Consider the following 20,600-nt stretch of genomic DNA (forward strand, 5'->3'; position numbering starts at 1 on the left):
GGGCCGCGCAGAATACAAAAGGATCCGGCCCGGCTGCGGGCCGGGCCGGGAAAGGGACGGCCCACAGCCGGCCGTGAGGAGGACGGCCCGGCTGACGCCGGGCCTATAGGTAATCCTCAGTGGCCCAGCACCGCCAGCAGCAGCAGCGCGACGATATTGGTGATCTTGATCATCGGGTTCACGGCGGGGCCGGCCGTGTCCTTGTAGGGATCACCGACCGTGTCGCCGGTCACCGAGGCCTTATGGGCCTCCGAGCCCTTATAGTGGCGCACGCCGTCCTTATCGACGAAGCCGTCCTCGAAGGACTTTTTCGCATTGTCCCAGGCGCCGCCGCCGGAGGTCATCGAAATCGCGACGAACAGGCCGGTGACGATCACGCCGAGCAGCATGGCGCCGAGCGACGAGAAAGCCGCCGACTTGCCCGCGACGCCGCCGCCCGCCACGAAATAGATGACGAAATAGCAGACGATGGGCGAGAGGACCGGCAGCAAAGAGGGGATGATCATCTCCTTGATGGCGGCCTTGGTCAGCATGTCCACGGCGCGGGAATAATCCGGCTTGTCGCGCCCTTCCATGATGCCCGGCTTCTCGCGGAACTGGCGCCGCACCTCCTCGACGATGGCCCCCGCCGCGCGCCCCACCGCCGTCATGCCCATGGCGGCGAACAGGAAGGGCAGCAGGCCGCCGAACAGCAGGCCGACCACCACATAGGGATTTTCCAGCGAGAAGTTCGGCGTCACGCCGGAGAAATAGGTCCCCGGAGCGGCCTGGCCGATGAAGTATTTCAGATCCTGGCTGTAGGCCGCGAACAGGACCAGCGCGCCGAGCCCGGCCGAACCGATCGCATAGCCCTTGGTGACCGCCTTGGTGGTGTTGCCGACCGCGTCGAGCGCGTCGGTGGAATGACGCACCTCCGCCGGCAGGCCCGCCATTTCCGCAATGCCGCCGGCATTGTCCGTCACCGGGCCGAAGGCGTCGAGCGCCACCACCATGCCCGCGAGCGCCAGCATCGTGGTCGCGGCGATGGCGATGCCGAACAGGCCGCCGAGCCCGTACGCGCAGAGAATCCCGGCGATGATGACCAGGGTCGGCAGCGCGGTCGATTCGAGGGACACCGCGAGGCCCTGAATGATGTTGGTGCCGTGGCCCGTCACCGAAGCCTGGGCGATCGACACCACCGGGCGATAGCCGGTGCCGGTGTAATATTCGGTGATGACGACGATGGCGCCGGTGACGGCGAGGCCCACGACGCCGGCCAGGAACAATTGCGTGCCCGTGACCGTGCTGCCCTCGATCGCGCCGAAGCCCGGCAGCAGCCAGGTGACGAGAGCGAGCGCGATCACCGACAGGCCGGCCGACGCGCCGAAGCCCTTATAGAGCGCGCCCATGATCGAGGAGGTCGGGCCGAGCTTGACGAAGAAGGTGCCGGCGACCGAAGTCAGGATGCACACCGCTCCGATCGCCATCGGATAAAGCAGCATGGTCGTCAGCGTCGCCGGGGTGGCGGCAAAGAAGATGACCGCCAGAACCATGGTCGCGACCAGGGTCACGGCATAGGTCTCGAACAGATCGGCCGCCATGCCGGCGCAGTCGCCGACATTGTCGCCGACATTGTCGGCGATGGTCGCGGGGTTGCGCGGATCGTCCTCGGGAATGCCGGCTTCGACCTTGCCGACGAGGTCGCCGCCGACATCGGCGCCCTTGGTGAAGATGCCGCCGCCGAGCCGGGCGAAGATCGAGATCAGCGAGGCGCCGAAGCCGAGCGCGACCAGCGCGTCGACCACCGTGCGGCTGCCCGGAGCGAGACCGATGCCGTGGGTCAGGATGGCGAAATAGACCGCGACGCCGAGCAGAGCGAGGCCGGCCACCAGCATGCCCGTCACCGCGCCCGCCTTGAAGGCGATGTCGAGGCCACCGGCGAGCGACTTGGTCGCCGCCTGGGCGGTGCGCACATTGGCCCGGACCGACACGTTCATGCCGATGAAGCCGGCAAGGCCGGACAGGACGGCACCGACGAGGAAGCCGATGGCCACCAGCCAGCCGAGAAACAGGCCGACCAGAACGAAGATCACCACGCCGACCACCGCGATGGTGAGGTATTGGCGGCGCAGATAGGCTTGCGCGCCTTCGGCGATCGCCGCGGCGATCTCCTGCATGCGCGGCGTGCCGGGGTCGGCGGCCATGACGGCGCGCCCGGCCCAGATTCCATAGCCCAGGGCGAACAGGCCGCAGGCAATGATCAATACAAGAGCCAACATGAAACCCATCCCTTTCGTTTTCCCAACCCGTGCCGGTTCTTTTTATGGCGGTGGAGTGTGAGGGGTGCGTTGCGGAGTCGCAATGGCCGCTCGGCGCATTTTTCGGCCGCGAGCTTGCGCTGGACGCCGGCCTGCGGCTGTGCGAGCTAAGGTGGCGTCGACCGCAATCAGGGACAGGCGTAATGCAGCCGCAAGGCAAGATCGTTCCGGTAATCCTGGCGGGTGGGACGGGGACGCGGCTCTGGCCGCTTTCGCGCAACAGCCTGCCGAAGCAGTTCCTGGCCCTGGTCTCGGACAACACCCTTTATCAGGACACGCTGCTGCGGGTGCCGCCGGGCGACGATTTCCTGCCGCCGATCGTGGTGACCAATACCGATTTCCGCTTCTTCGCCCGGCGTCAGGCGAGCGAGGTCGGCATCGAGGCGGTGGTGGTCCTCGAACCGGCGCGGCGCGACAGCGCGCCGGCTCTGCTGGCCGCGGCGGCCGTCGCCCAGCAGATCCACGGCGCCGACTGCCTGGTCCTGGCGCTCGCGGCGGACCATGTGGTGAAGGACGTCGCGGCGTTCCAGGCGGCGGTGCAGGCGGCGGCCCGGGTCGCCGCGAGCGGCCGGATCGTCACCTTCGGCATCGCGCCGGACGGCCCGCGCACCGCCTACGGCTATATCCGGCCGGGCGCGGCGCTGGCGGAAGGCGGGCATACCGTGGACGCCTTCGTCGAGAAGCCGGACCGCGGCACGGCGGCGGGCTATGTCGCGGACGGCTATCTCTGGAATTCCGGCAATTTCCTGTTTCCGGCGGCGCTGATGATCTCCGAGGCCGAGCGGTTCGAGCCGGAACTCACCGGCGCGGCGCTCGGCGCGGTGGCGCGGGCCGGCACGGATCTCGGCTTCCTGCGGCTCGATCCCGAGAGCTTTGCCGCCGCGCCGGCGAAATCGATCGATTTCGCGGTTCTCGAGCACACCAAGCTCGCCGCGGTGGTGGCGGGGGATTTCGGCTGGTCGGACATCGGCGCGTGGGACGCGGTGCGCGAGATCGGCGCGCCGGACGCGGACGGCAATGTGACGGCCGGGCCGGTGACGCTGCGCGACAGCCATGACAGCTATGTGCGCTCCGACGGCCCGCTGGTGACCGGGATCGGGCTCGCGGGCATTTCCGTGGTGGCGACCGAGGACGCGGTCCTGGTGATGCCCTCGGATCGCGCCCAGGAGGTCAAGCAGCTCGTCGCCTCGCTGAAGGCGGCCCGGCACAATGCCGCGGACGAGCATGTCAAGGTGCACCGGCCCTGGGGCACCTATCAGACGATCTGCCGGGGGGAGCGCTTCCACGTGAAGAAGATCGTGGTCGATCCCGGCGCGACGCTGTCGCTGCAGAAGCACCACCACAGGGCGGAGCACTGGGTCGTGGTGCAGGGCACGGCGGAAGTGACGGTGGAGGACAAGGTGTTCGCCGTGCACGAGAACGAATCCACTTATATCCCGCTCGGCGGGGTCCACCGCCTTGCCAATCCCGGCCGCATCCCGCTCGAAGTGATCGAGGTGCAGACCGGCTCCTATCTCGGCGAGGACGACATCGTCCGCCTGGAGGACGCCTACGACCGCTGCTGAGGGCCGGCGCCGGCCGCCGAACGACGGCCGCACGCCCGCCTCAGACGAACAGGGGATCCGGCAGCGCCTCGAAGGCCGGGTGGGCGAACAGGTAGCCCTGCATGTGGGCGACGCCGAGCGCGGCCGCCGTCTCCATCTCCGCCCGGGTCTCGATGCCTTCCGCGACCGGAATGACGCCGAGGTCGCCGGCCATGCGCACGATGCCGGCGACGATCGCGCGGCGCACCGGGTCGGTATCGATGGCGCGCGTCAGGCCCATGTCGAGCTTCAGGATGTCCGGCTGAAAGTCGGCCAGAAGGCCCAGGCCGGCATAGCCGCTGCCGAAATCGTCGATCGCCGTCAGCAGGCCCTGGCGGCGATATTCGGTGAGAATGCGGGTGAGGCGGCCGGGCTCGGACACCCTCTCCTGCTCCGTCACTTCGAAGATGATCTGAGACAGAGGGATGCCGAGGCGGTGGGCGGCTTCGAGCGTGAGCCTGAGGCAATTGGCCGGCTCGTAGACCGCTCCGGGCATGAAATTGATGGAGACGCCGTTCTGCGCGCGCCGCGGCGCCCCCAGCGCCGCGGCGAGTTCCAGGGCCTTGATCCGGCAGGCCTGATCGAAGCTGTAGCGGTTGGCCTCGGTCACCTGGTCCAGCACGAAGGCGGCCGGCTGCCCCTCCCTGCCGCGGACCAGCGCCTCGAAGGCGAAGATGCTGCGGCGCCTGACATCGACGATCGGCTGGAACGCCATGGAAAATGCGAAAGGAACCTCAAGTCCATCCAAGCATCCCGTGCATTTTGCAGATCCTCGCCTCTTCCGATCCGGCGTTGCGGAAATCATGCTTCGATCCAAAACTTGGCTTTAGAAAAAGCCGATCCGCGATATTTTACTCTACTGTATTTTTACAAACACCACGAAGGAAGGGCGAAAGAGACCTTGGAAAAATCGCACCGCCGGTCGGCTTCTTTTGACGGTCAAGACACCCCTCTCGCCGGCCTTGGCCTTGATTGACCTGACAAAGGCGGGCGGCTAACGTCCGCGCGCTTTTTCACAGGGTTGCCCCCCTCTATGACAGCCTTCGCGCGCCTGGACATTCCCGAGGTCATTCTGGTGACCCCCCCGCGGTTCGACGATCCGCGGGGCTATTTCACCGAGGCCTATGTCCGCGAGCGCTACGCGAAGAACGGCGTCGTTGCGGACTTCATGCAGGACAACGAATCCCTGTCCGAGCCCGTCGGGACGCTGCGGGGCCTGCATTTCCAGGCCCCGCCTTTCGCCCAGGCCAAGCTCGTGCGCGTCGTCCAGGGGGCGATCTACGACGTCGCCGTCGATATCCGCACCGGGTCGCCGACCTACGGGAAGTGGGTCGGCGCCACCCTGACTGCGGAGGGGCGCGAGCAATTGTTCGTGCCGCGCGGCTTCGCCCACGGCTTCTGCACCCTCGTTCCCAACACCAAGGTGCTCTACAAGGTCGACAATCCCTATTCGCGGGAGAGCGAAGGCGGGCTGGTCTGGGACGATCCCGACCTCGCCATCGACTGGCCGGTGGCCGAAGCGATCCTGTCCGACAAGGACCGCGTCCTGCCGCGCCTCAAGGATTATGACAGCCCGTTCCAGCAAGACTGACGGCGGACGGACAAGGACAAGATGGCACAGCGCATTCTCGTTACCGGCGGAGCGGGCTTCATCGGCTCCGCGCTCGTCCGGCACCTGATCGGCCAGGACCTCGATGTCCTGACCTTCGACAAGCTCACTTATGCCGGCAATCTCGCCTCGCTGGCCCCGGTGGCGGACAATCCGCGTCATCGCTTCGTGCGCGGCGACATCTGCGACGGGCCGGCGGTCGCGGCCGCTCTGGCGGAGTTCCGGCCGGACTTGGTGATGCACCTCGCGGCGGAATCCCATGTCGACCGGTCGATCGACGGTCCGGCGGCCTTCATCGAGACCAATGTGGTCGGCACCTATACGATGTTGCAGGAGACGCTGCGCTATTGGCGCGGCCTGTCCGGCGCCGCGGCGGAAGCGTTCCGCTTCCACCACATCTCGACCGACGAAGTGTTCGGCAGCCTCGGCGCCGAGGGCCTGTTCCGGGAGGACACGCCGTACCAGCCGAATTCGCCGTATTCGGCCTCCAAGGCCGCCTCGGACCATCTGGTGCGGGCCTGGCACCACACCTATGGCCTGCCGGCGGTGATGTCGAACTGCTCCAACAATTACGGCCCCTATCATTTCCCGGAAAAGCTGATCCCGCTGGTGATCCTGAATGCGCTCGAAGGCGCGCCGCTGCCGGTCTACGGCACCGGGGAGAATGTCCGCGACTGGCTGTTCGTACAGGACCATGCGGAAGCGCTTCATCTGATCGCCACCAAGGGCCGGCTCGGCGAGAGCTACAATGTCGGCGGCGCGAGCGAGCGACGGAACATCGACGTCGTGCGCACCATCTGCACCCTGCTCGACGAGATCCGCCCCGATGCCGGGATCGGGCGCCGCGAGGACCTGATCCGCTTCGTGACCGACCGGCCGGGCCACGACGCCCGCTACGCCATCGATTTCTCGAAGCTGCAGAGCGAACTCGGCTGGACCCCCCGCGAGACGTTCGAGAGCGGGCTGAAGAAGACCATCGAATGGTATCTCGCCAATCCCGGCTGGTGGGAGCCGCTGCGTGGGCATGCCGGGCAACGGCTGGGGCTCGCCTCCTGATGCGCGTGCTTCTGTTCGGCGCCAACGGGCAGGTCGGGCGCGAAACCGTCGCGCTCGCGGCCGAGCGGGGGCTCGACCTCGTCGCGCTCGACCGCGCAGGCGCCGATATCTGCGATCCGGCGGCGATCGCCCGCGCGATCGAGAGCGCGCGCCCCGACGCGGTGATCAATGCCGCCGCCTACACGGCGGTGGACAAGGCGGAGAGCGAGCCGGAGGCGGCCGCCCGCGTGAACGGGCGCGCGCCGGGCCTGATCGCCGAGCGCTGTGCCCATGCGGGTGTGCCGTTCCTCCACATCTCGACCGATTACGTGTTCGACGGCACCAAGACCGGCCCCTATGTCGAAAGCGACCCGGTGGCGCCGCTCGGCGTCTATGGTCGCACCAAGGCCGCCGGGGAGGCGGCGGTGCGGGCGGCGCACGCGGATCACATCATCCTGCGCACCGCCTGGGTCTATGGCGTGCACGGTGGCAACTTTCTGAAGACCATGCTGCGCCTCGCCCGCGAGCGCGACCGGCTGACGGTGGTCGCCGACCAGCGCGGCTGCCCGACCGCGACGCGCGACATCGCCGAGGCGCTGCTCGCCGCCGCCGCCGCGGCGAAGGCCGGGACCGCGCGGTTCGGCACCTTCCATTTCGCAGGGACCGGCACCACGACCTGGCACGGCTTCGCCAGCGAGATCGTGCGCCAAGCCGCCCGCCATACCGGGCGCACGCCCGAAGTCGCCGCGATCACCACGGCCGACTACCCCACCCCGGCCCGGCGCCCCGCAAACTCGGAACTCGAGTCGCGCCTGTTCGAGCAGGCCTATGGCGTGCGCGCCATGCCCTGGCAGACGCGCACCGCCGAAGTGGTCGACGCGCTGCTGAAAACCACCTGACGGAGGCAAAGTGAAGGGCATCATCCTCGCCGGAGGCACCGGCACCCGGCTCTATCCCATCACCCAGGTGGTCTCGAAGCAGCTGCTTCCGGTCTATGACAAGCCGATGATCTATTATCCCCTCTCGACGCTCATGATGGCGGGGATCCGGGACATCCTGATCATCACGACGCCGCACGACAGTGCGCTGTTCCAGAAGCTCCTGGGAGATGGCAGCCAGTTCGGCATCGCCCTGTCTTATGCCGTGCAGGAACATCCGCGCGGCCTCGCCGACGCCTTCATCGTCGGCCGCGACTTCGTCGGTGCGGACCGCGTCGCCCTGATCCTCGGCGACAATCTGTATTTCGGCCACGGCCTGCCGGAACTGCTGGAACAGGCGGTGGCCCGCGAAACCGGGGCAACCGTGTTCGGCTATACCGTCCAGGACCCCGAGCGCTACGGCGTCGCCGAAGTGGATTCGACCGGCCGGGTGCTCTCGATCGAGGAGAAGCCGGAAAAGCCACGGTCGAACCTCGCCATTACCGGCCTCTATTTCTACGACAACCGGGTGCTCGACATCGCCGCCAATGTGAAGCCCTCGGCGCGCGGCGAGATCGAGATCACCGACGTCAACCGCGCCTATCTCGAACTGGGCGAGCTGCATGTGGCGCGCATGGGCCGGGGCTTCGCCTGGCTCGACACCGGCACGCCCGACTCGCTCCTCGAAGCGGCGGTGTTCGTCCAGATCCTGGAGCAGCGGCAGGGACTGAAAATCTCCTCGCCGGAGGAAATCGCGTTCCGCGAAGGCTTCATCGACGCCGAGCAGTTGCGCCAGGCGGCGCAGGTGCAAGGCAAGTCAGTCTATGGGCGCTACCTCTCGCGCCTCGCCGACGAGGGCGTCTGAGCGTCGGCCCCGAGACAGCTGGGCCGGGGGCGCAGCGCGTGGACATGGCGCCGCATGCCGCTCCGGGCGGTGGCGCGGGGCATCGCCATCCTTTATAGGGTGAAATCGACTATCCCACAGAACGGATCGGGTGATTGCGCCGACGCGCCCCCGCCGTTTCGCCCGTGACGGCGGTGCCATGAGCAATCTGAACCAGGAAACGGTAACCAGCGTCCGGCATTTCACGGACCGGCTCTTTTCCTTCACGACGACGCGCGATCCCGGCTTCCGCTTCCTCAACGGGCAGTTCGTGATGATCGGGCTCATGGTCGACGGCAAGCCGCTGCTGCGCGCCTATTCGATGGCCAGCGCGAACTATGAGGAGGAGCTGCAATTCTTCTCCATCAAGGTGCAGAACGGCCCCCTCACCTCGCGCCTCCAGCATCTGAAGGTGGGCGATAAGGTCCTGGTCGGCCGTAAGGCGACCGGCACGCTGGTGCAGGACAGCCTTCTGCCGGGCAAGCATCTCTATCTGCTCGCCACCGGCACCGGCCTCGCCCCCTTCCTCTCGGTGGTCAAGGATCCCGACGCCTATGAGCGCTACGACAAGGTAATCCTGGTCCATGGATGCCGCACCGTGGCCGAGCTCGCTTATGACGACTATCTGACCAACGTCCTGCCGAACGACGAGCTGATCGGCGAGATGGTGCGGGAGAAGCTGATCTATTATCCCACCGTCACCCGCGAGCCGTTCCGCCACCAGGGCCGCATCACCGCTTTGATCGAGAGCGGGGCCTTGTTCGCCGAGATCGGCCTGCCGCCGCTCGATCCGCAGGCCGACCGGCTGATGCTGTGCGGCAGCCCGCAAATGCTGAAGGACGTGGTCGAGACGCTGGAGGCGCGCGGCTTTTCGGAAGGCAGCCAGTCCAGCCCCGGCGCCTATGTGATCGAGAAGGCTTTCGTCGAGCGCTGACGCCCCCCCGGGCCACGCCCCCTCCGCCCTGCCCGAGCTGCCGCAGCGGCGGCAGCGGGTTGCCAAGAAAAATCAAAGCTTAGAATCTTTAAAAACCACGCCCTTTACAATCGCTCTATAGAAGAGCCAGGCATGTTGTGGGGGTGTCCGGCGCTTGATATGCCACGGATCTTCAATTCCGGCCGGGTCGACGGCGTCGCGCCGTTGCCGCCTGAGCGAGGACCCGTGACATGCGCGCCCCCCTTTCCGCTTTGTTTCTTGCCGCGACGATCGCGTTCCCCGCCGCGGCACATGATTTCGTCGTCAAGCCGAAGGCCGCCTCGGGCGCCAGCATTCCGGTCCAGGTGATGCTGACGGAAGTCTTCATCGTCGGTGACTTCGTCCCGCCGATCGAGAACGTGACGGCGCGGGTCGTGTCCGGCGGGGGCGCGAGCGCCGTCGCGCTCACCGCCAATGCCGAGACCAAGTCCCTGGAAGGGACCGCCGCGGCGCCGTCCGACGCGCCGTTTTTGGTCACCGCGAAGCTCTCGCGCACCCGGACGCCGCGTCCGGAGGCCGGCCGCCCGCCGGAGCCCGCGACGCTGTCGGAGAATGCCTCGAAGGCCCTGCTCAACCTCAAGCCCGGCGCGACCGGCTTCGACATCGCCACGGGCGACCGGCTGGAGATCGTGCCGCTCGCCAATCCCGCCGAGCTGAAGGTCGGCGACGAACTGCCGGTCAAGCTGCTGTTCGACGGCAAGCCTTTCGCCGGCCGGATCCTCGCGACCTATGACGGCTTCTCCACCCGCGAGGCGACCTATGCCTATGCCTCGGCGGCGGAGAAGGACGGGCTCGGCTATGTGAAGATCACCGCGCCGGGCCTGTGGGTGGTCAAGACCTCGCACAGCCTCGCCGAGACGGCGCCGACCTACGGGCGCTACAGCGCCAATGCCAACATGGTCTTCACGGTGCGCTGACGGCGCGGGGCGGACGCGACATGATCAAGGCGGTCTGGTTTCAGCTTCACTGGCTGCTCGGCATCACTGCCGGGATCGTGCTCGCAATAGTCGGGGTGACGGGCGGCATGCTCTCGTTCGAGGACAAGATCCTCGACGCCCTCAATCCGGGGGTGCGGACGGTGACCGAGCGGCCGGGCGGCCTTCTCGCGCCCGATGCCTTGCTGGCGCGGGTGCGGGCCAATGCGCCGGAGCGCACCGTCACCGCCGTCACCGTCTCGACGGATCCCGCGCGCGCCGCGCGCGTGGTGCTCGCGCCTTTGCCCGGCCAAGGCGGCGGGCCGCGCGGCGAGACGCGCTATGTCGATCCTTATGACGGCGCGATGCTCGGCGACATCCGGGGGCTGGATTTCTTCCGCACGACGATGCAGATCCACCGCTGGCTGGCGGCCGGCGACGTCGGCAAGCAGATCGTCGGCGCCAGCACGGTCGCGCTGATCGTGCTCTCTCTGACCGGGCTCTATCTGCGCTGGCCGCGCCGCATGCTGAACTGGCGCGCCTGGTTCGCGCTCGATATCGCCCATCGCGGCCGCAGCTTCCTGTGGGAGCTGCATTCGGTCATCGGCACCTGGGTCCTGCCCTTCTATCTGCTCGCCGCGCTGACCGGCCTCTATTGGTCCTATGACTGGTATCGCAGCGCGCTGTTCGACCTCACCGGCACGCCACGCCCGCAGCAGATGCGCCCCGGCGGACCGCCGCCGCAGGCGGCGCAGGGCGGCCCCGGGCAAGGTGCGCCGGGTCCCGCCGCCGGCAGTCCGGGGCAGCCGGCGCAAGCCGGTCAAGGCGGGCGGCCGCAGGGCGGCCAAAGCGGACGGCCGCAGGGCGCGCCGCGCGCCGCGCTCGACATCGCCGCACTCTGGCCGGTCTTCCTGAAGGAGAGCGGCGGCTTCTCCACCGCCACCCTGCGCCTGCCCCAGGGCAATGCGCAGAGCCTCACGATCAGCTATCAGCCGCACGACCCCGCGCACGAGCGCGCCAACAACACCCTCGTCCTCGATGCCGCCGGCACGGTGCGCGAGCATCGCCGCTATGACGACCTGCCCGCCGGGCAGAAGCTCATGGGCAGCATCTTCGTGCTGCATTCCGGTGCCTTTTTCGGCCTGCCGGGCCTCATCCTGATGATGCTGGCGAGCCTGGTGATGCCGCTGTTCGCGATCACCGGCTGGATGCTCTATCTCGACCGCCGCAAGAAGAAGGCGCAGGCCCGTGCCGCCGCGCGCGCCCTTCCGGCGACGCCGATTGCCGCGGCGGGGACGGACGCGCCCGTTCTGGTCGCCTTCGCGAGCCAGACCGGCACCGCCGAGCGGCTCGCCTGGCAGAGCGCCGGTGCGTTGCAGGCCGCCGGCCTGCCGGTGACGGTGGCGCCGCTCGCCAGTCTCGCGCCGGACGCGATCGCGGCGGCGCGGCGCGCTCTGTTCGTGGTCTCGACCTTCGGCGAGGGCGAGGCGCCGGACGCAGCGCGCGGCTTCGCCCGGCGCATGGCCGCCGCGGGGCGCGGCCTCGACCATCTCGATTATGGTCTGCTGGCCCTCGGCGACCGCGCCTATCCGCACTTCTGCGGCTTCGGGCAGAGCCTCGATGCCTGGCTGCGCACCCATGGCGCGACGCCTTTGTTCGACCGGATCGAGGTGGATGGCGAGGATCCCGGCGCGCTGCGCCACTGGCAGGCCCAGCTCGGCGCTTTGTCCGGCCTCGGCACCCTGCCCGACTGGGTCGCGCCGCGCTACGAGCACTGGCGCCTCCTCGCGCGGCGCTGCCTCAATCCCGGCAGCAGCGGCCTGCCCACCTTCCATGTCGCGCTCGCGCCCGCCGACGGCCCGCTGCCGGACTGGCGGGCCGGCGACATCGTCGAGATCGGCCCGCGCAACGGCCCGGCCGCGGTCGAGGCGGTGCTGGCGCGCCACGGGCTCGACGGCGCCGCGGCGGTCGTCGCCGCGGGACAGACCGTGCCGCTGCGCGATGTCCTGGCCCGCAGCCTCCTGCCGGCGGCGACGGTGACGGGCGGCGCGCAGGCGCTCGCCGACAGCCTCGCCCCGCTGCCGCACCGGGAATATTCCATCGCCTCGATCCCCGCGGACGGGCGGCTGGAACTCGTGATCCGCCAGACCCGCAACGCCGATTCCAGCCTCGGCATCGGCTCCGGCTGGCTGACGGCGCACGCCACCGAAGGCGAGACGATCGACCTGCGGATCCGCGCGAATCCGGGGTTTCACGGCCCGGACGCCGCGCGACCGATGATCCTGATCGGCAACGGCACCGGGCTCGCCGGGCTGCGCGCCCATCTCAAGGCGCGCATCCATGGCGGCGGCGACCGCAACTGGCTGCTGTTCGGCGAGCGCAACGCGGCGCACGATTTCTATTTCCGCGACGAGATCACCGCCTGGCAGAGCGCCGGCGCCCTCGCCCGACTCGATCTCGCCTTCTCGCGCGACCAGAATGCCCGGATCTACGTGCAGGACCGGCTGCGGGCGGCGGGGGCGGACGTCGCAGCCTGGCTCAAGGACGGCGCCGCCATCTATGTCTGCGGCAGCTTGAAGGGCATGGCGCCGGCGGTCGACCAGGTGCTGACCGACCTGATCGGCGCCCCCGCCGTCGAAGCGCTCGCGGAGGAGCGCCGCTATTGCCGCGACGTCTATTGATCCGGCCGCGCCGCGGACCGGGTCAATCCAGGACGGCCGCCTTCATCATGCAGACCATGAAGGCATGGGCCGGCGCCTCTCCGACATTGCGGATGGTATGCCGCCGGTCGCAGCGATAGCGCAGCGTCTCGCCCGCTTTGGCGGTCTCGACCGTGCCCGCGACATCGACCTGGAGCGTGCCCGACAGCACGCTGAGGCATTCGATGGCCCCGCGCTGATGCGCGTCGGAATCGAGCTCCCCGCCCGGCTCGGCGTGGAAGTCGTAATATTGCAGCCATTCCACCGTCTTGATCCAGCCGATGATGGTGAGGCGGCACAGCCCGTCCTCGGAGACCAGGATCGGCGTGTCGGCCCGCGTCAGCTTCTCGACGAAGGGGGCGTCCTCGCTGGAGGCGAGCACGCGCTCCACCGACATGTCGAGCGCCTGGGACAGGCGCCAGACCGTCGCGAGGGTGGGATTGGTCTCGTTGCGCTCGATCTGGCTGATGATGGACTTGGCAACCCCGGACTGCTCGGAGAGATCCGACAGGGACAGATTGTAGGCCTTGCGCAGCCGCTGAATGGTCTTGCCCAATTGGCCCGTAATCGCCTGGGCACCGCTCTCCAGATTGCGGTCCCCGCCCCGCTCCCGCTGCGCCATGATGCTTCCTTGTTCCGAACGATTGTTCGCAGGAGCGGACGATAGCGGCATTCCCGCGCCGCACCAATGGTGCGCGGCGTCACGCCCAGAGGGCGAAGAAGTGGTGCACCGGCCCATGCCCCTGGCCGACATGGAGACGGTCGGCCGCGGCGATGGCGCCGCTGATATAGGTCTTCGCCTTCGCCACCGCCGTGCCGAGATCCTCGCCCCGCGCGAGCCCGGCGGCGATCGCCGAGGACAGGGTGCAGCCGGTGCCATGGGTGTTGCGGGTGGCGTGGCGCGGCGCGGGCAGCCGCATGGCGCCGTCAGCCGTCACCAGGAGATCGACGCTCTCGGCGCCGTCCGCATGGCCGCCTTTGACCAGCACCGCGCGCGCGCCGATCGCCATCAGACGTTCGCCCTGGCGCCGCATCGCCGCCTCGTCGGCGGCCTCCTCCTCACCCAGAAGCACAGCCGCCTCGGGAAGATTCGGGGTCAGCAAATCGGCGCGCGGCAGCAGCAGCTCCCGCAGGGTGGCGACGGCGGCATCTTCCAGCAGCCGCGCGCCGGAGGCCGCGACCATGACCGGATCCAGCACGACCGGGCCCCTGTGCCAGCGCGCCAGCCCGGCGGCCACGGCCTCGATCGCCGCCGGCCGGGAGAGCATGCCGATCTTCACCGCCCGCACGTCGAGATCGGAGAACACGGCGTCGATCTGCGCCGCGATCATGTCGGGCGGCACGTCGTGGATCGCCGAGACGCCGCGGGTGTTCTGCGCGGTGAGCGCCGTGACGACGCTGGCGCCGTAGACACGCAGAGCGGAAAAGGTCTTGAGGTCCGCCTGGATCCCCGCGCCACCGGCGGAATCCGAACCCGCGATGGTGAGCGCGATGGGGATGGACGTGTCGGGCACGGCGGTCTCCGGGGCCAGTCGCCGGACCGTCCCGGCCGCGTCAGTCTAAAGCAGGCGTCGCTTTGATTGAATCGGGATTCGCTCGGGTTCGAGGATCCATCGGCTTCATCTCAGCCGATGCCCGCGCGATCCGGGACAAGACCACCCGCGCCCGTTCACGACTGAACATGCCGCGCCGCGCGACGTGAAGTCCTTCGCTTTCTACTTCCTCACACACCCCGGTTTGTTTGATTTTATTATTACTCTAAATCATTCGCATTGCAGGAAGGAATGCAAGTCTCTAAGCTTTGGGAGAATTATATAAACTTCGGATTTCATTCTCTTTCCATGTCCGTTGCACGCCCCGCCCCCTCGGATCTGATGCTGGCCTACATGCTCCAGTGGCGGACCTTGCGCGGCCATCTCAGCCGCCGCACGGGCTCGCGGGATCTGGCGGAAGAGGCGCTGCAGGAAACCTGGCTGCGGCTGGCCACCATGGCGGACCAGCCGGCGACGGTGCACGACAAGCAGGCTTTCCTGCTTCGGCTCGCCGGCAATATCGCGATCGATCTTCTGCGCCGGGAGCGACGCCACACCTCCCGGTGCACGAGCGACGATTGCGTCCTGCGCGAGATCGCCGACCAGACCCCCTCGCCGGAGGCTTATGCGCTTCACCGGGACGAATTGCGGGCGCTCGTGCGCGCCTTGCTGGAACTTCCCGCCAAGCCCCGGACGGCGCTGCTCCTGAACCGCTGCGATGGGCTCTCCCATGCCGACATCGCCGCCCGCCTGCGGGTGTCTCAGAGCATGGTGGCGAAATATCTGGCCCAGGCGCTGCGCCATTGCCGCGACAGCCGGCGGGCGCTCTGGTCCGCGGAACCCGTGTGATGCGTGGCTCCGATCCCCGCCGGTTCGCCGACATCGCGCTCAGCGATCAGGCGATCGACTGGATGGTCCGCCTGCATTCCGGCACGGCGGGGGAGAGCGAGCGCAGCGGCTTCTCGACCTGGCGCGAGACCAGCCCCGCGCATGAAATCGCAGCTCGCGAAGCCGAGGCCTTGTGGCATGGGCTCGGCCGGGCGGGCGGAAGCGTGCGGGCCGAGAGCAAGGCGGCACGGGGCAAGCTCACCCGCCGGACCCTCATCGTCGGCGGCGCGGCCGCCGCCCTCGGGCTCGGCGCCGCCGTGTCCGATCCGCTCCGCCGAAAGGTCCTCGCCGATTATTCCACCGGCGTCGGCGAAACCCGCGACGTGGTTCTGCCCGACGGGTCGCGGGCCTGGCTGAACGCCCGCACGGCGCTCGCTCTGAGCTATTCCGCCGCGCGGCGCGGCGTTCGGCTGATGGAGGGTCAGGCGCTGTTCACCGTCGTACCCGAGCCGACGCGCCCCTTCTTCGTCGCCGCCGCCAATGGCTGGACGCGCGCCATCGGCACCGCCTTCGACGTGGACATGCGCGCGCAGAGCGTCACGGTCACGGTGGTCGAGGGCGTCGTGGCGGTCGGTCTCGAAGGCGGGTCGCGCGAGGGCGTGACGGTGCGGGCGGACCAGGCCGTGCGCTATGGTCCCCAGGGGGTCGCCGCGCCGCAGAGCCTCGATGCCGGGCTGGCGACGGCCTGGCGGCGGGGCAAGCTCATCTTCAATCGGCGCCCGCTGGAAGACGTCGTCAGCGAATTGCAGCGGCACACCCACACCCGCATCCTGATCGCGGGCCCCAGCCTGAGAGCCCAGGAAGTCACCGGCGTGTTCGACCTCGACGATCCGCAATCGGTCCTCGACACGATCGAACAGACCCTGCCGGCGCGCGTGCTGCGCCTGCCGCTCCTCACCGTCATTCTCTGAGCGGCGAAAAAAGCCGCGCGCCGCGCTGCAAGTTCCCAGCCCCCGTTTCGTCCTTGCTTCTGGGACGCGTGACGACACCGCGCGCGGAATGGGGAGCTTCGACGATGGATGTGCGACGCGCACGGGCGGACCGACGGGCACACTGGCTGGGATCGGCGGCGATCGCCCTGGTCCTTGCCGCGGCGCCGCCGGCCCCTGCCCGCGCCCAAAGCGCGGCGCCGGCGTCCATCGCCTTCAACATTCCCGCGCAGGACCTCGGCAGCGCGCTGACCGCGTTCGCCGACAAAGCCGGCCTGAAGCTCCTGTTTCCCTCCGACCTCGTGGCCGGGCGAAGGAGCCCCGGCCTCACCGGCGCCTATACGCCCGAGGCGGCGATCGGGCGCCTGCTGCAGGGCACTGGCCTCGCTTATCGCTTCACCCGCCGCGATACCGTCACCATCACCGCGCCGGCCGTCGGCGGCGGCGCGGACGGCGCCATCGCCCTCGGCACGATCGAGGTATCGGGGGCCGGCGAGGATCAGCAGATCGTCGCCCTCGCCACCAGCGCCGGCACCAAGACGACCACCCCGATCATCGACATCCCGCAATCGGTTTCCGTGGTCACGCGCCAGGAGATGGACCAGCGGGGCGTCCAGGATTTCAATGCCGCCGTGGCCTATACGCCCGGCGTCCGAGTGGTGGATTATCCCGGCGGTCAGGGCATGCCGGACGTCTATCTGCGCGGCTTCCGCGCCAACGACCAGGCCGCCTTCTATCGCGACGGCCTGCGGAGCGGGTTCAACGCCTATGATTCCGATATCGAGACCTACGGCCTCCAGCGCATCGACGTGGTCAAGGGACCGGCATCGGCTCTGTACGGGGCCGGCGTGCCGGGCGGCATCATCGACACCATCACCAAGCGGCCGACGGCCAATCCGTTCTACGAAATCGAGCTTCTCGGCGGCAGCTTCGACCGGCTGCAGGGCGCTTTCGACATTGGCGGGCCGGCAAGCGCCGACGGCACCTGGCTCTATCGCCTGACCGGCCTGATGCGCGACAGTGGCACCCAGATCGACTTTTCCCCGGACAACCGGATCTATTTCGCCCCGGCTGTCACCTATCAGCCCACCGCGCAGACCAGCCTGACGGTTCTCGCCAGCTATCAAAAGACCGAGAAAGGCGGCTCGGAGCAGAGCCTTCCGATGGCCAACACGCTCTTCGGCACCGGCCCGAGCATCTCCCCGAGCCTCTATCTCGGCGCGCCCGGCCTGACCAATTGGACCGTCGAGACCACCAGTCTCGGCTACGAGTTCAAACATGCGTTCGACTCGGGTTGGACCTTCCAGCAGAATGCGCGCTACAGCCATTCCGACGTCGACTTCAATTCGGCCTGGGGCTGGGATGCCACGCTCGCGGTGGTGGACGGACAATTCATCAATGTCGGCATCCAGCTGCGCCCGAAGACATCGGACAGTTTTCTCATCGACAACCGGCTGACCGGGAACTTCGACACCGGCCCCATCGGCCACGAAGTGCTGCTCGGCGTCGATGGCGGCTATTACAACGCCACGGAAACCCGCACCAATTCCACGAATTACAACGCCATCAGCATTTTCGCGCCGAATTACGCCTTCGCCTATGCGTTCGGCCAGCCCTGGTCGGACACCCAGAGCAAGCTGCTTCAGGTCGGCGCCTATGCGCAGGATCAGATGTCGCTCGGCAATTGGCTGCTCACCGTCAGCGGGCGGCAGGACTGGGTGCGCAACGAGGAATACAATTTCAATTCCCGCACCCTCCTCGCCGATTACGGCTTCACCGACGAGGAGGCGGTCGCCACCAATTCCGCCTTCACCGGCCGCGTCGGGCTCGGCTACAAGCTCGATAACGGCCTCGTGCCCTATGCGAGCTATTCCACCTCGTTCCTGCCCGTGGCGGGAACGGACTTCGAGGGCAATTCCTTCAAGCCGACGACGGGCGAGCAGTACGAGGCCGGCATCAAATTCGAGCCCACCGCCTTCCGCGGCCTGTTCACGGCCTCGGTGTTCCAGATCACGCAGCAGAACGTGCTGACCAACGACCCGATCAATGTCGGCTATTCGGTCCAGGACGGCGAGGTGCGGGTGCGCGGCGTCGAGTTCGAGGCCAAGGCCAACCTCACGGCGGCATTCGACGTCGTCGCCTCCTACACCTATCTCGACGCGGAGGTCACGAAGGACAATCCCAACGAATACGGAACGAGCAAGGTCGGCACGGTACCGGCCGGCGTGCCGAACAACGCCGCCTCGCTCTGGGGCTATTACACCTTCCACGACGGGCCTCTGGCCGGCCTCGGCCTCGGCGCCGGCGTGCGCTATATCGGCAGTTCCTATGCCGTGATGGAGACCGAGTCCGGGGCGCAGGTGCGCGTGCCCGGCTATACTCTGGTCGACGCGGCGCTGCGCTACGACCTCGGCGCCGTGGACACGCGGCTGAAGGGCGCGACGCTTTCGATCACCGGCACCAATCTCTTCGACACCGATTATTACACACCGGGCTTCTACTGGAATTCGGTCATTTACGGCACCCGGCGCACGATCTACGGCACCCTGGCCTATCGCTGGTGAGTGCGCCCCGCGCCCATCCGGGCCGCCCGGCGGCGGCCACGGACACGCCCGCCGCGCCCGCATCGGCGCGCCGCGGCTGGAAGGTCCGCCCGGCTCTGGTGCTGCTCCATCGCTCTGTCGGGCTTTCGACCGCTTTGTTCCTGATCCTCGCCGGGCTCACGGGCAGCGTCATCGCGTTCGGCCGCGAGCTGGACGCGTTGCTCAACCCCGGCTTCTACGCGGCCGAAGCGATCGGGCCGACCCTGTCGCCGGAGCAGCTCGCCGCGAAGGTCGAGGCGCTCGACCCGCGCCTGTCGGTCTGGGCGCTCGATCTGGAGCGGGCGCATGCGGGCCCGGTCGAAGTACGGGCGATGGCCCGTCCCGATCCAGCCGGCGGGACGGCGGGCGCTGATGCGCTTCCGGACTGGTTCAGCCTCGACCCGGCGAGCGGCGAAATCCTCGGCAGGCGCGTCTGGGGGGCCTGCTGCTTTTCGCGCGCGGCCCTCGTTCCCTTCCTCTCCGTCTTCCACCACAGCCTGAGCCTGCCGGGCGCGCTGGGCGTCCTGATCATGGGCGCGGTGGCGCTGCTCTGGCTGGTCGATTGTTTCGTCGGCGCGGCGCTGACCTTTCCCCTCGGCCGGCCGTTTTTTCGCAAATGGCGGGGTGCCTTCACCATCAAGGGGGGCAGCACCTTTCGCCTGAACCTCGACTGGCACCGCGCCGCCGGCCTGTGGCTGTTCGGACTGCTCATCGTCCTCGCCGTCTCCTCGGTCGCCATGAACCTGCGCACCCAGGTGTTCGAACCGGTGGTGCGGCTGTTTTCGCCGCTCACGCCGACGCCCCTGTCGGGGCCGGCGCTCGCCGTGCCCGCGCCGCGCAGCCTGTCCTATGACGTCGTGCTGGCGCGGGCGGAGGCGGAGGCGCGGGCCCGCGGCTGGGACCTGCCGCCGACCTTCGTCTTCTATTCCCCCGCCTTCGGCCGCTTCGGCGTCCGGTTCGGCAGCAGGGATGCGATGATGAGCAGCCCCTGGCTCTATTTCGACGGTCGCACCGCCGCGCCTGCGGGCGCGGTCGTCCCGCGCGCCGGCACGGCGGGCGACACCTTTCTCCAGCTCCAGTTCCCGATCCATAGCGGCCGGATCGCCGGCCTGCCGGGCCGCATCGTGATTGCCGCGGCGGGTGTCGCCGTGGCGGGCCTCTCGGCCACGGGGATCGTGATCTGGTGGATCAAGCGCGGCGGACGCCGCGGACGGGCGAAAAAGCGCGCCGCGGGCTGAGGCCAAGCCGGCCCGGCGCCGCCCCGGGCCTTGCCAGCGCGGCCGCTTTTGTCCACCTTGCGCGCGCGGCCCACGCCCATCTGGAGAGACCGGTGACCCCCTTCTTCGTGCAGATCAAGTGCCACCTCGGCCGGTCCTACGAGGTGGCGAACGCGCTGGCGGATTCCGAGATCGCTTCGGAAATCTATTCCACCGCCGGAGACTTCGATCTGCTGGTCAAATTCTACGTTCCCGAGGGCACGGATATCGGCCATTTCGTGAACGAGCAGGTCCAAACCCTGCCGGGCATTCTCGACACCCGCACCATCATCACCTTCAAGGCGTTCTGAGCCGCGGCGCATTTCGCCACGGGCGGGCGCAACAAAATCGCGGAGAGCACGTTACCGCTCCGGAAGACTTCAGCTTGGCGCCCATGAAAGCGCCGGAAGGAGGGGCGATGCGGGCCTTTGCACCGCGGAACCGGACTTCGATTCGGCGACGATCGGGACCACGGGCGGGCCAAATTCCGCACGGGCGAGGCC

At 68.4% G+C, this 20,600-nt stretch carries 17 protein-coding genes; 13 read left to right on the forward strand and 4 right to left on the reverse strand.

What is annotated here, in order from left to right; genetic code table 11:
* Window positions 1-116 precede the first annotated feature (116 nt).
* Entirely contained in the window at window positions 117-2,258 is a 2,142-nt protein-coding gene (locus EDC64_RS11540) for a sodium-translocating pyrophosphatase (RefSeq protein ID WP_132031453.1), read from the reverse strand.
* A gap of 182 nt (window positions 2,259-2,440) precedes the next feature.
* On the opposite strand from EDC64_RS11540, the gene EDC64_RS11545 reads away from it, so the two are divergent.
* Entirely contained in the window at window positions 2,441-3,862 is a 1,422-nt protein-coding gene (locus EDC64_RS11545; RefSeq protein ID WP_132031454.1) for a mannose-1-phosphate guanylyltransferase/mannose-6-phosphate isomerase, read from the forward strand.
* A gap of 40 nt (window positions 3,863-3,902) precedes the next feature.
* Here the strand turns inward: EDC64_RS11545 and EDC64_RS11550 are convergent, their stop codons facing one another.
* Window positions 3,903-4,595, reverse strand: a complete 693-nt coding sequence (locus EDC64_RS11550; RefSeq protein ID WP_245504661.1) for an EAL domain-containing protein — start codon at window positions 4,593-4,595, stop codon at window positions 3,903-3,905.
* Between the two features lie 318 nt (window positions 4,596-4,913).
* On the opposite strand from EDC64_RS11550, the gene rfbC reads away from it, so the two are divergent.
* From rfbC to EDC64_RS11585, 7 genes are all read left to right on the forward strand, one after another.
* Window positions 4,914-5,471 carry a dTDP-4-dehydrorhamnose 3,5-epimerase gene (gene rfbC, locus EDC64_RS11555; RefSeq protein ID WP_132031456.1) on the forward strand — a complete coding sequence of 186 codons (558 nt, stop codon included), beginning with the start codon at window positions 4,914-4,916 and terminating at the stop codon, window positions 5,469-5,471.
* A gap of 21 nt (window positions 5,472-5,492) precedes the next feature.
* Window positions 5,493-6,545, forward strand: a complete 1,053-nt coding sequence (gene rfbB, locus EDC64_RS11560; protein ID WP_132031457.1) for a dTDP-glucose 4,6-dehydratase — start codon at window positions 5,493-5,495, stop codon at window positions 6,543-6,545.
* Window positions 6,542-7,423: a dTDP-4-dehydrorhamnose reductase gene (gene rfbD / locus EDC64_RS11565; RefSeq protein ID WP_132031611.1), complete on the forward strand. Its 882-nt coding sequence runs from the start codon at window positions 6,542-6,544 to the stop codon at window positions 7,421-7,423. Before rfbB ends, rfbD begins: the two co-directional genes overlap by 4 nt.
* A 10-nt stretch (window positions 7,424-7,433) precedes the next feature.
* Window positions 7,434-8,306 (forward strand): glucose-1-phosphate thymidylyltransferase RfbA, encoded by an 873-nt coding sequence (gene rfbA / locus EDC64_RS11570; protein WP_132031458.1) that lies wholly within the window; start codon window positions 7,434-7,436, stop codon window positions 8,304-8,306.
* Between the two features lie 178 nt (window positions 8,307-8,484).
* A complete protein-coding gene (locus tag EDC64_RS11575; protein WP_132031459.1) occupies window positions 8,485-9,258 on the forward strand; it encodes a ferredoxin--NADP reductase in 774 nt (257 codons plus the stop codon).
* A 230-nt stretch (window positions 9,259-9,488) separates the two neighbouring features.
* Entirely contained in the window at window positions 9,489-10,214 is a 726-nt protein-coding gene (locus tag EDC64_RS11580) for a DUF4198 domain-containing protein (protein ID WP_132031460.1), read from the forward strand.
* A gap of 20 nt (window positions 10,215-10,234) precedes the next feature.
* Window positions 10,235-12,892 (forward strand): sulfite reductase flavoprotein subunit alpha, encoded by a 2,658-nt coding sequence (locus EDC64_RS11585; RefSeq protein ID WP_132031461.1) that lies wholly within the window; start codon window positions 10,235-10,237, stop codon window positions 12,890-12,892.
* A gap of 22 nt (window positions 12,893-12,914) precedes the next feature.
* Here EDC64_RS11585 and EDC64_RS11590 read toward each other — a convergent pair whose 3' ends face one another.
* The gene (locus EDC64_RS11590; RefSeq protein ID WP_132031462.1) at window positions 12,915-13,532 is read right to left on the reverse strand and encodes a helix-turn-helix domain-containing protein; all 618 of its coding nucleotides are present in this window, start codon (window positions 13,530-13,532) and stop codon (window positions 12,915-12,917) included.
* 79 nt (window positions 13,533-13,611) lie between these two features.
* A complete protein-coding gene (gene thiD, locus EDC64_RS11595) occupies window positions 13,612-14,424 on the reverse strand; it encodes a bifunctional hydroxymethylpyrimidine kinase/phosphomethylpyrimidine kinase (RefSeq protein ID WP_245504662.1) in 813 nt (270 codons plus the stop codon).
* 327 nt (window positions 14,425-14,751) lie between these two features.
* Here thiD and EDC64_RS11600 point away from each other — a divergent pair, with 327 nt between their 5' ends.
* The 5 genes from EDC64_RS11600 (at window position 14,752) to EDC64_RS11620 (ending at window position 20,408) form a co-directional block, all read left to right on the forward strand.
* The gene (locus EDC64_RS11600) at window positions 14,752-15,291 is read left to right on the forward strand and encodes an RNA polymerase sigma factor (RefSeq protein ID WP_132031463.1); all 540 of its coding nucleotides are present in this window, start codon (window positions 14,752-14,754) and stop codon (window positions 15,289-15,291) included.
* Entirely contained in the window at window positions 15,291-16,241 is a 951-nt protein-coding gene (locus EDC64_RS11605) for a FecR family protein (protein WP_132031464.1), read from the forward strand. Before EDC64_RS11600 ends, EDC64_RS11605 begins: the two co-directional genes overlap by 1 nt.
* 104 nt (window positions 16,242-16,345) lie before the next feature.
* Window positions 16,346-18,823, forward strand: coding sequence for a TonB-dependent siderophore receptor (locus tag EDC64_RS11610; protein ID WP_132031465.1), 2,478 nt, complete (start codon window positions 16,346-16,348; stop codon window positions 18,821-18,823).
* Entirely contained in the window at window positions 18,820-20,079 is a 1,260-nt protein-coding gene (locus EDC64_RS11615; RefSeq protein ID WP_132031466.1) for a PepSY-associated TM helix domain-containing protein, read from the forward strand. Before EDC64_RS11610 ends, EDC64_RS11615 begins: the two co-directional genes overlap by 4 nt.
* Before the next feature lie 92 nt (window positions 20,080-20,171).
* A complete protein-coding gene (locus tag EDC64_RS11620; RefSeq protein WP_132031467.1) occupies window positions 20,172-20,408 on the forward strand; it encodes an Lrp/AsnC ligand binding domain-containing protein in 237 nt (78 codons plus the stop codon).
* The last annotated feature ends 192 nt before the right edge of the window (window positions 20,409-20,600 follow it).

The organism is Aquabacter spiritensis (assembly GCF_004346185.1).
Taxonomy (GTDB): Bacteria; Pseudomonadota; Alphaproteobacteria; order Rhizobiales; family Xanthobacteraceae; genus Aquabacter; species Aquabacter spiritensis.

What these genes read in the sequence shown, in the direction of transcription:
- EDC64_RS11540 (WP_132031453.1), bottom strand. Translation starts at nt 2,258, where the DNA reads ATGTTGGCTCTTGTATTGATCATTGCCTGCGGCCTGTTCGCCCTGGGC.
- EDC64_RS11545 (WP_132031454.1), top strand. Translation starts at nt 2,441, where the DNA reads ATGCAGCCGCAAGGCAAGATCGTTCCGGTAATCCTGGCGGGTGGGACG.
- EDC64_RS11550 (WP_245504661.1), bottom strand. Translation starts at nt 4,595, where the DNA reads ATGGCGTTCCAGCCGATCGTCGATGTCAGGCGCCGCAGCATCTTCGCC.
- rfbC (WP_132031456.1), top strand. Translation starts at nt 4,914, where the DNA reads ATGACAGCCTTCGCGCGCCTGGACATTCCCGAGGTCATTCTGGTGACC.
- rfbB (WP_132031457.1), top strand. Translation starts at nt 5,493, where the DNA reads ATGGCACAGCGCATTCTCGTTACCGGCGGAGCGGGCTTCATCGGCTCC.
- EDC64_RS11575 (WP_132031459.1), top strand. Translation starts at nt 8,485, where the DNA reads ATGAGCAATCTGAACCAGGAAACGGTAACCAGCGTCCGGCATTTCACG.
- EDC64_RS11580 (WP_132031460.1), top strand. Translation starts at nt 9,489, where the DNA reads ATGCGCGCCCCCCTTTCCGCTTTGTTTCTTGCCGCGACGATCGCGTTC.
- EDC64_RS11585 (WP_132031461.1), top strand. Translation starts at nt 10,235, where the DNA reads ATGATCAAGGCGGTCTGGTTTCAGCTTCACTGGCTGCTCGGCATCACT.
- EDC64_RS11590 (WP_132031462.1), bottom strand. Translation starts at nt 13,532, where the DNA reads ATGGCGCAGCGGGAGCGGGGCGGGGACCGCAATCTGGAGAGCGGTGCC.
- EDC64_RS11600 (WP_132031463.1), top strand. Translation starts at nt 14,752, where the DNA reads ATGTCCGTTGCACGCCCCGCCCCCTCGGATCTGATGCTGGCCTACATG.
- EDC64_RS11605 (WP_132031464.1), top strand. Translation starts at nt 15,291, where the DNA reads ATGCGTGGCTCCGATCCCCGCCGGTTCGCCGACATCGCGCTCAGCGAT.
- EDC64_RS11610 (WP_132031465.1), top strand. Translation starts at nt 16,346, where the DNA reads ATGGATGTGCGACGCGCACGGGCGGACCGACGGGCACACTGGCTGGGA.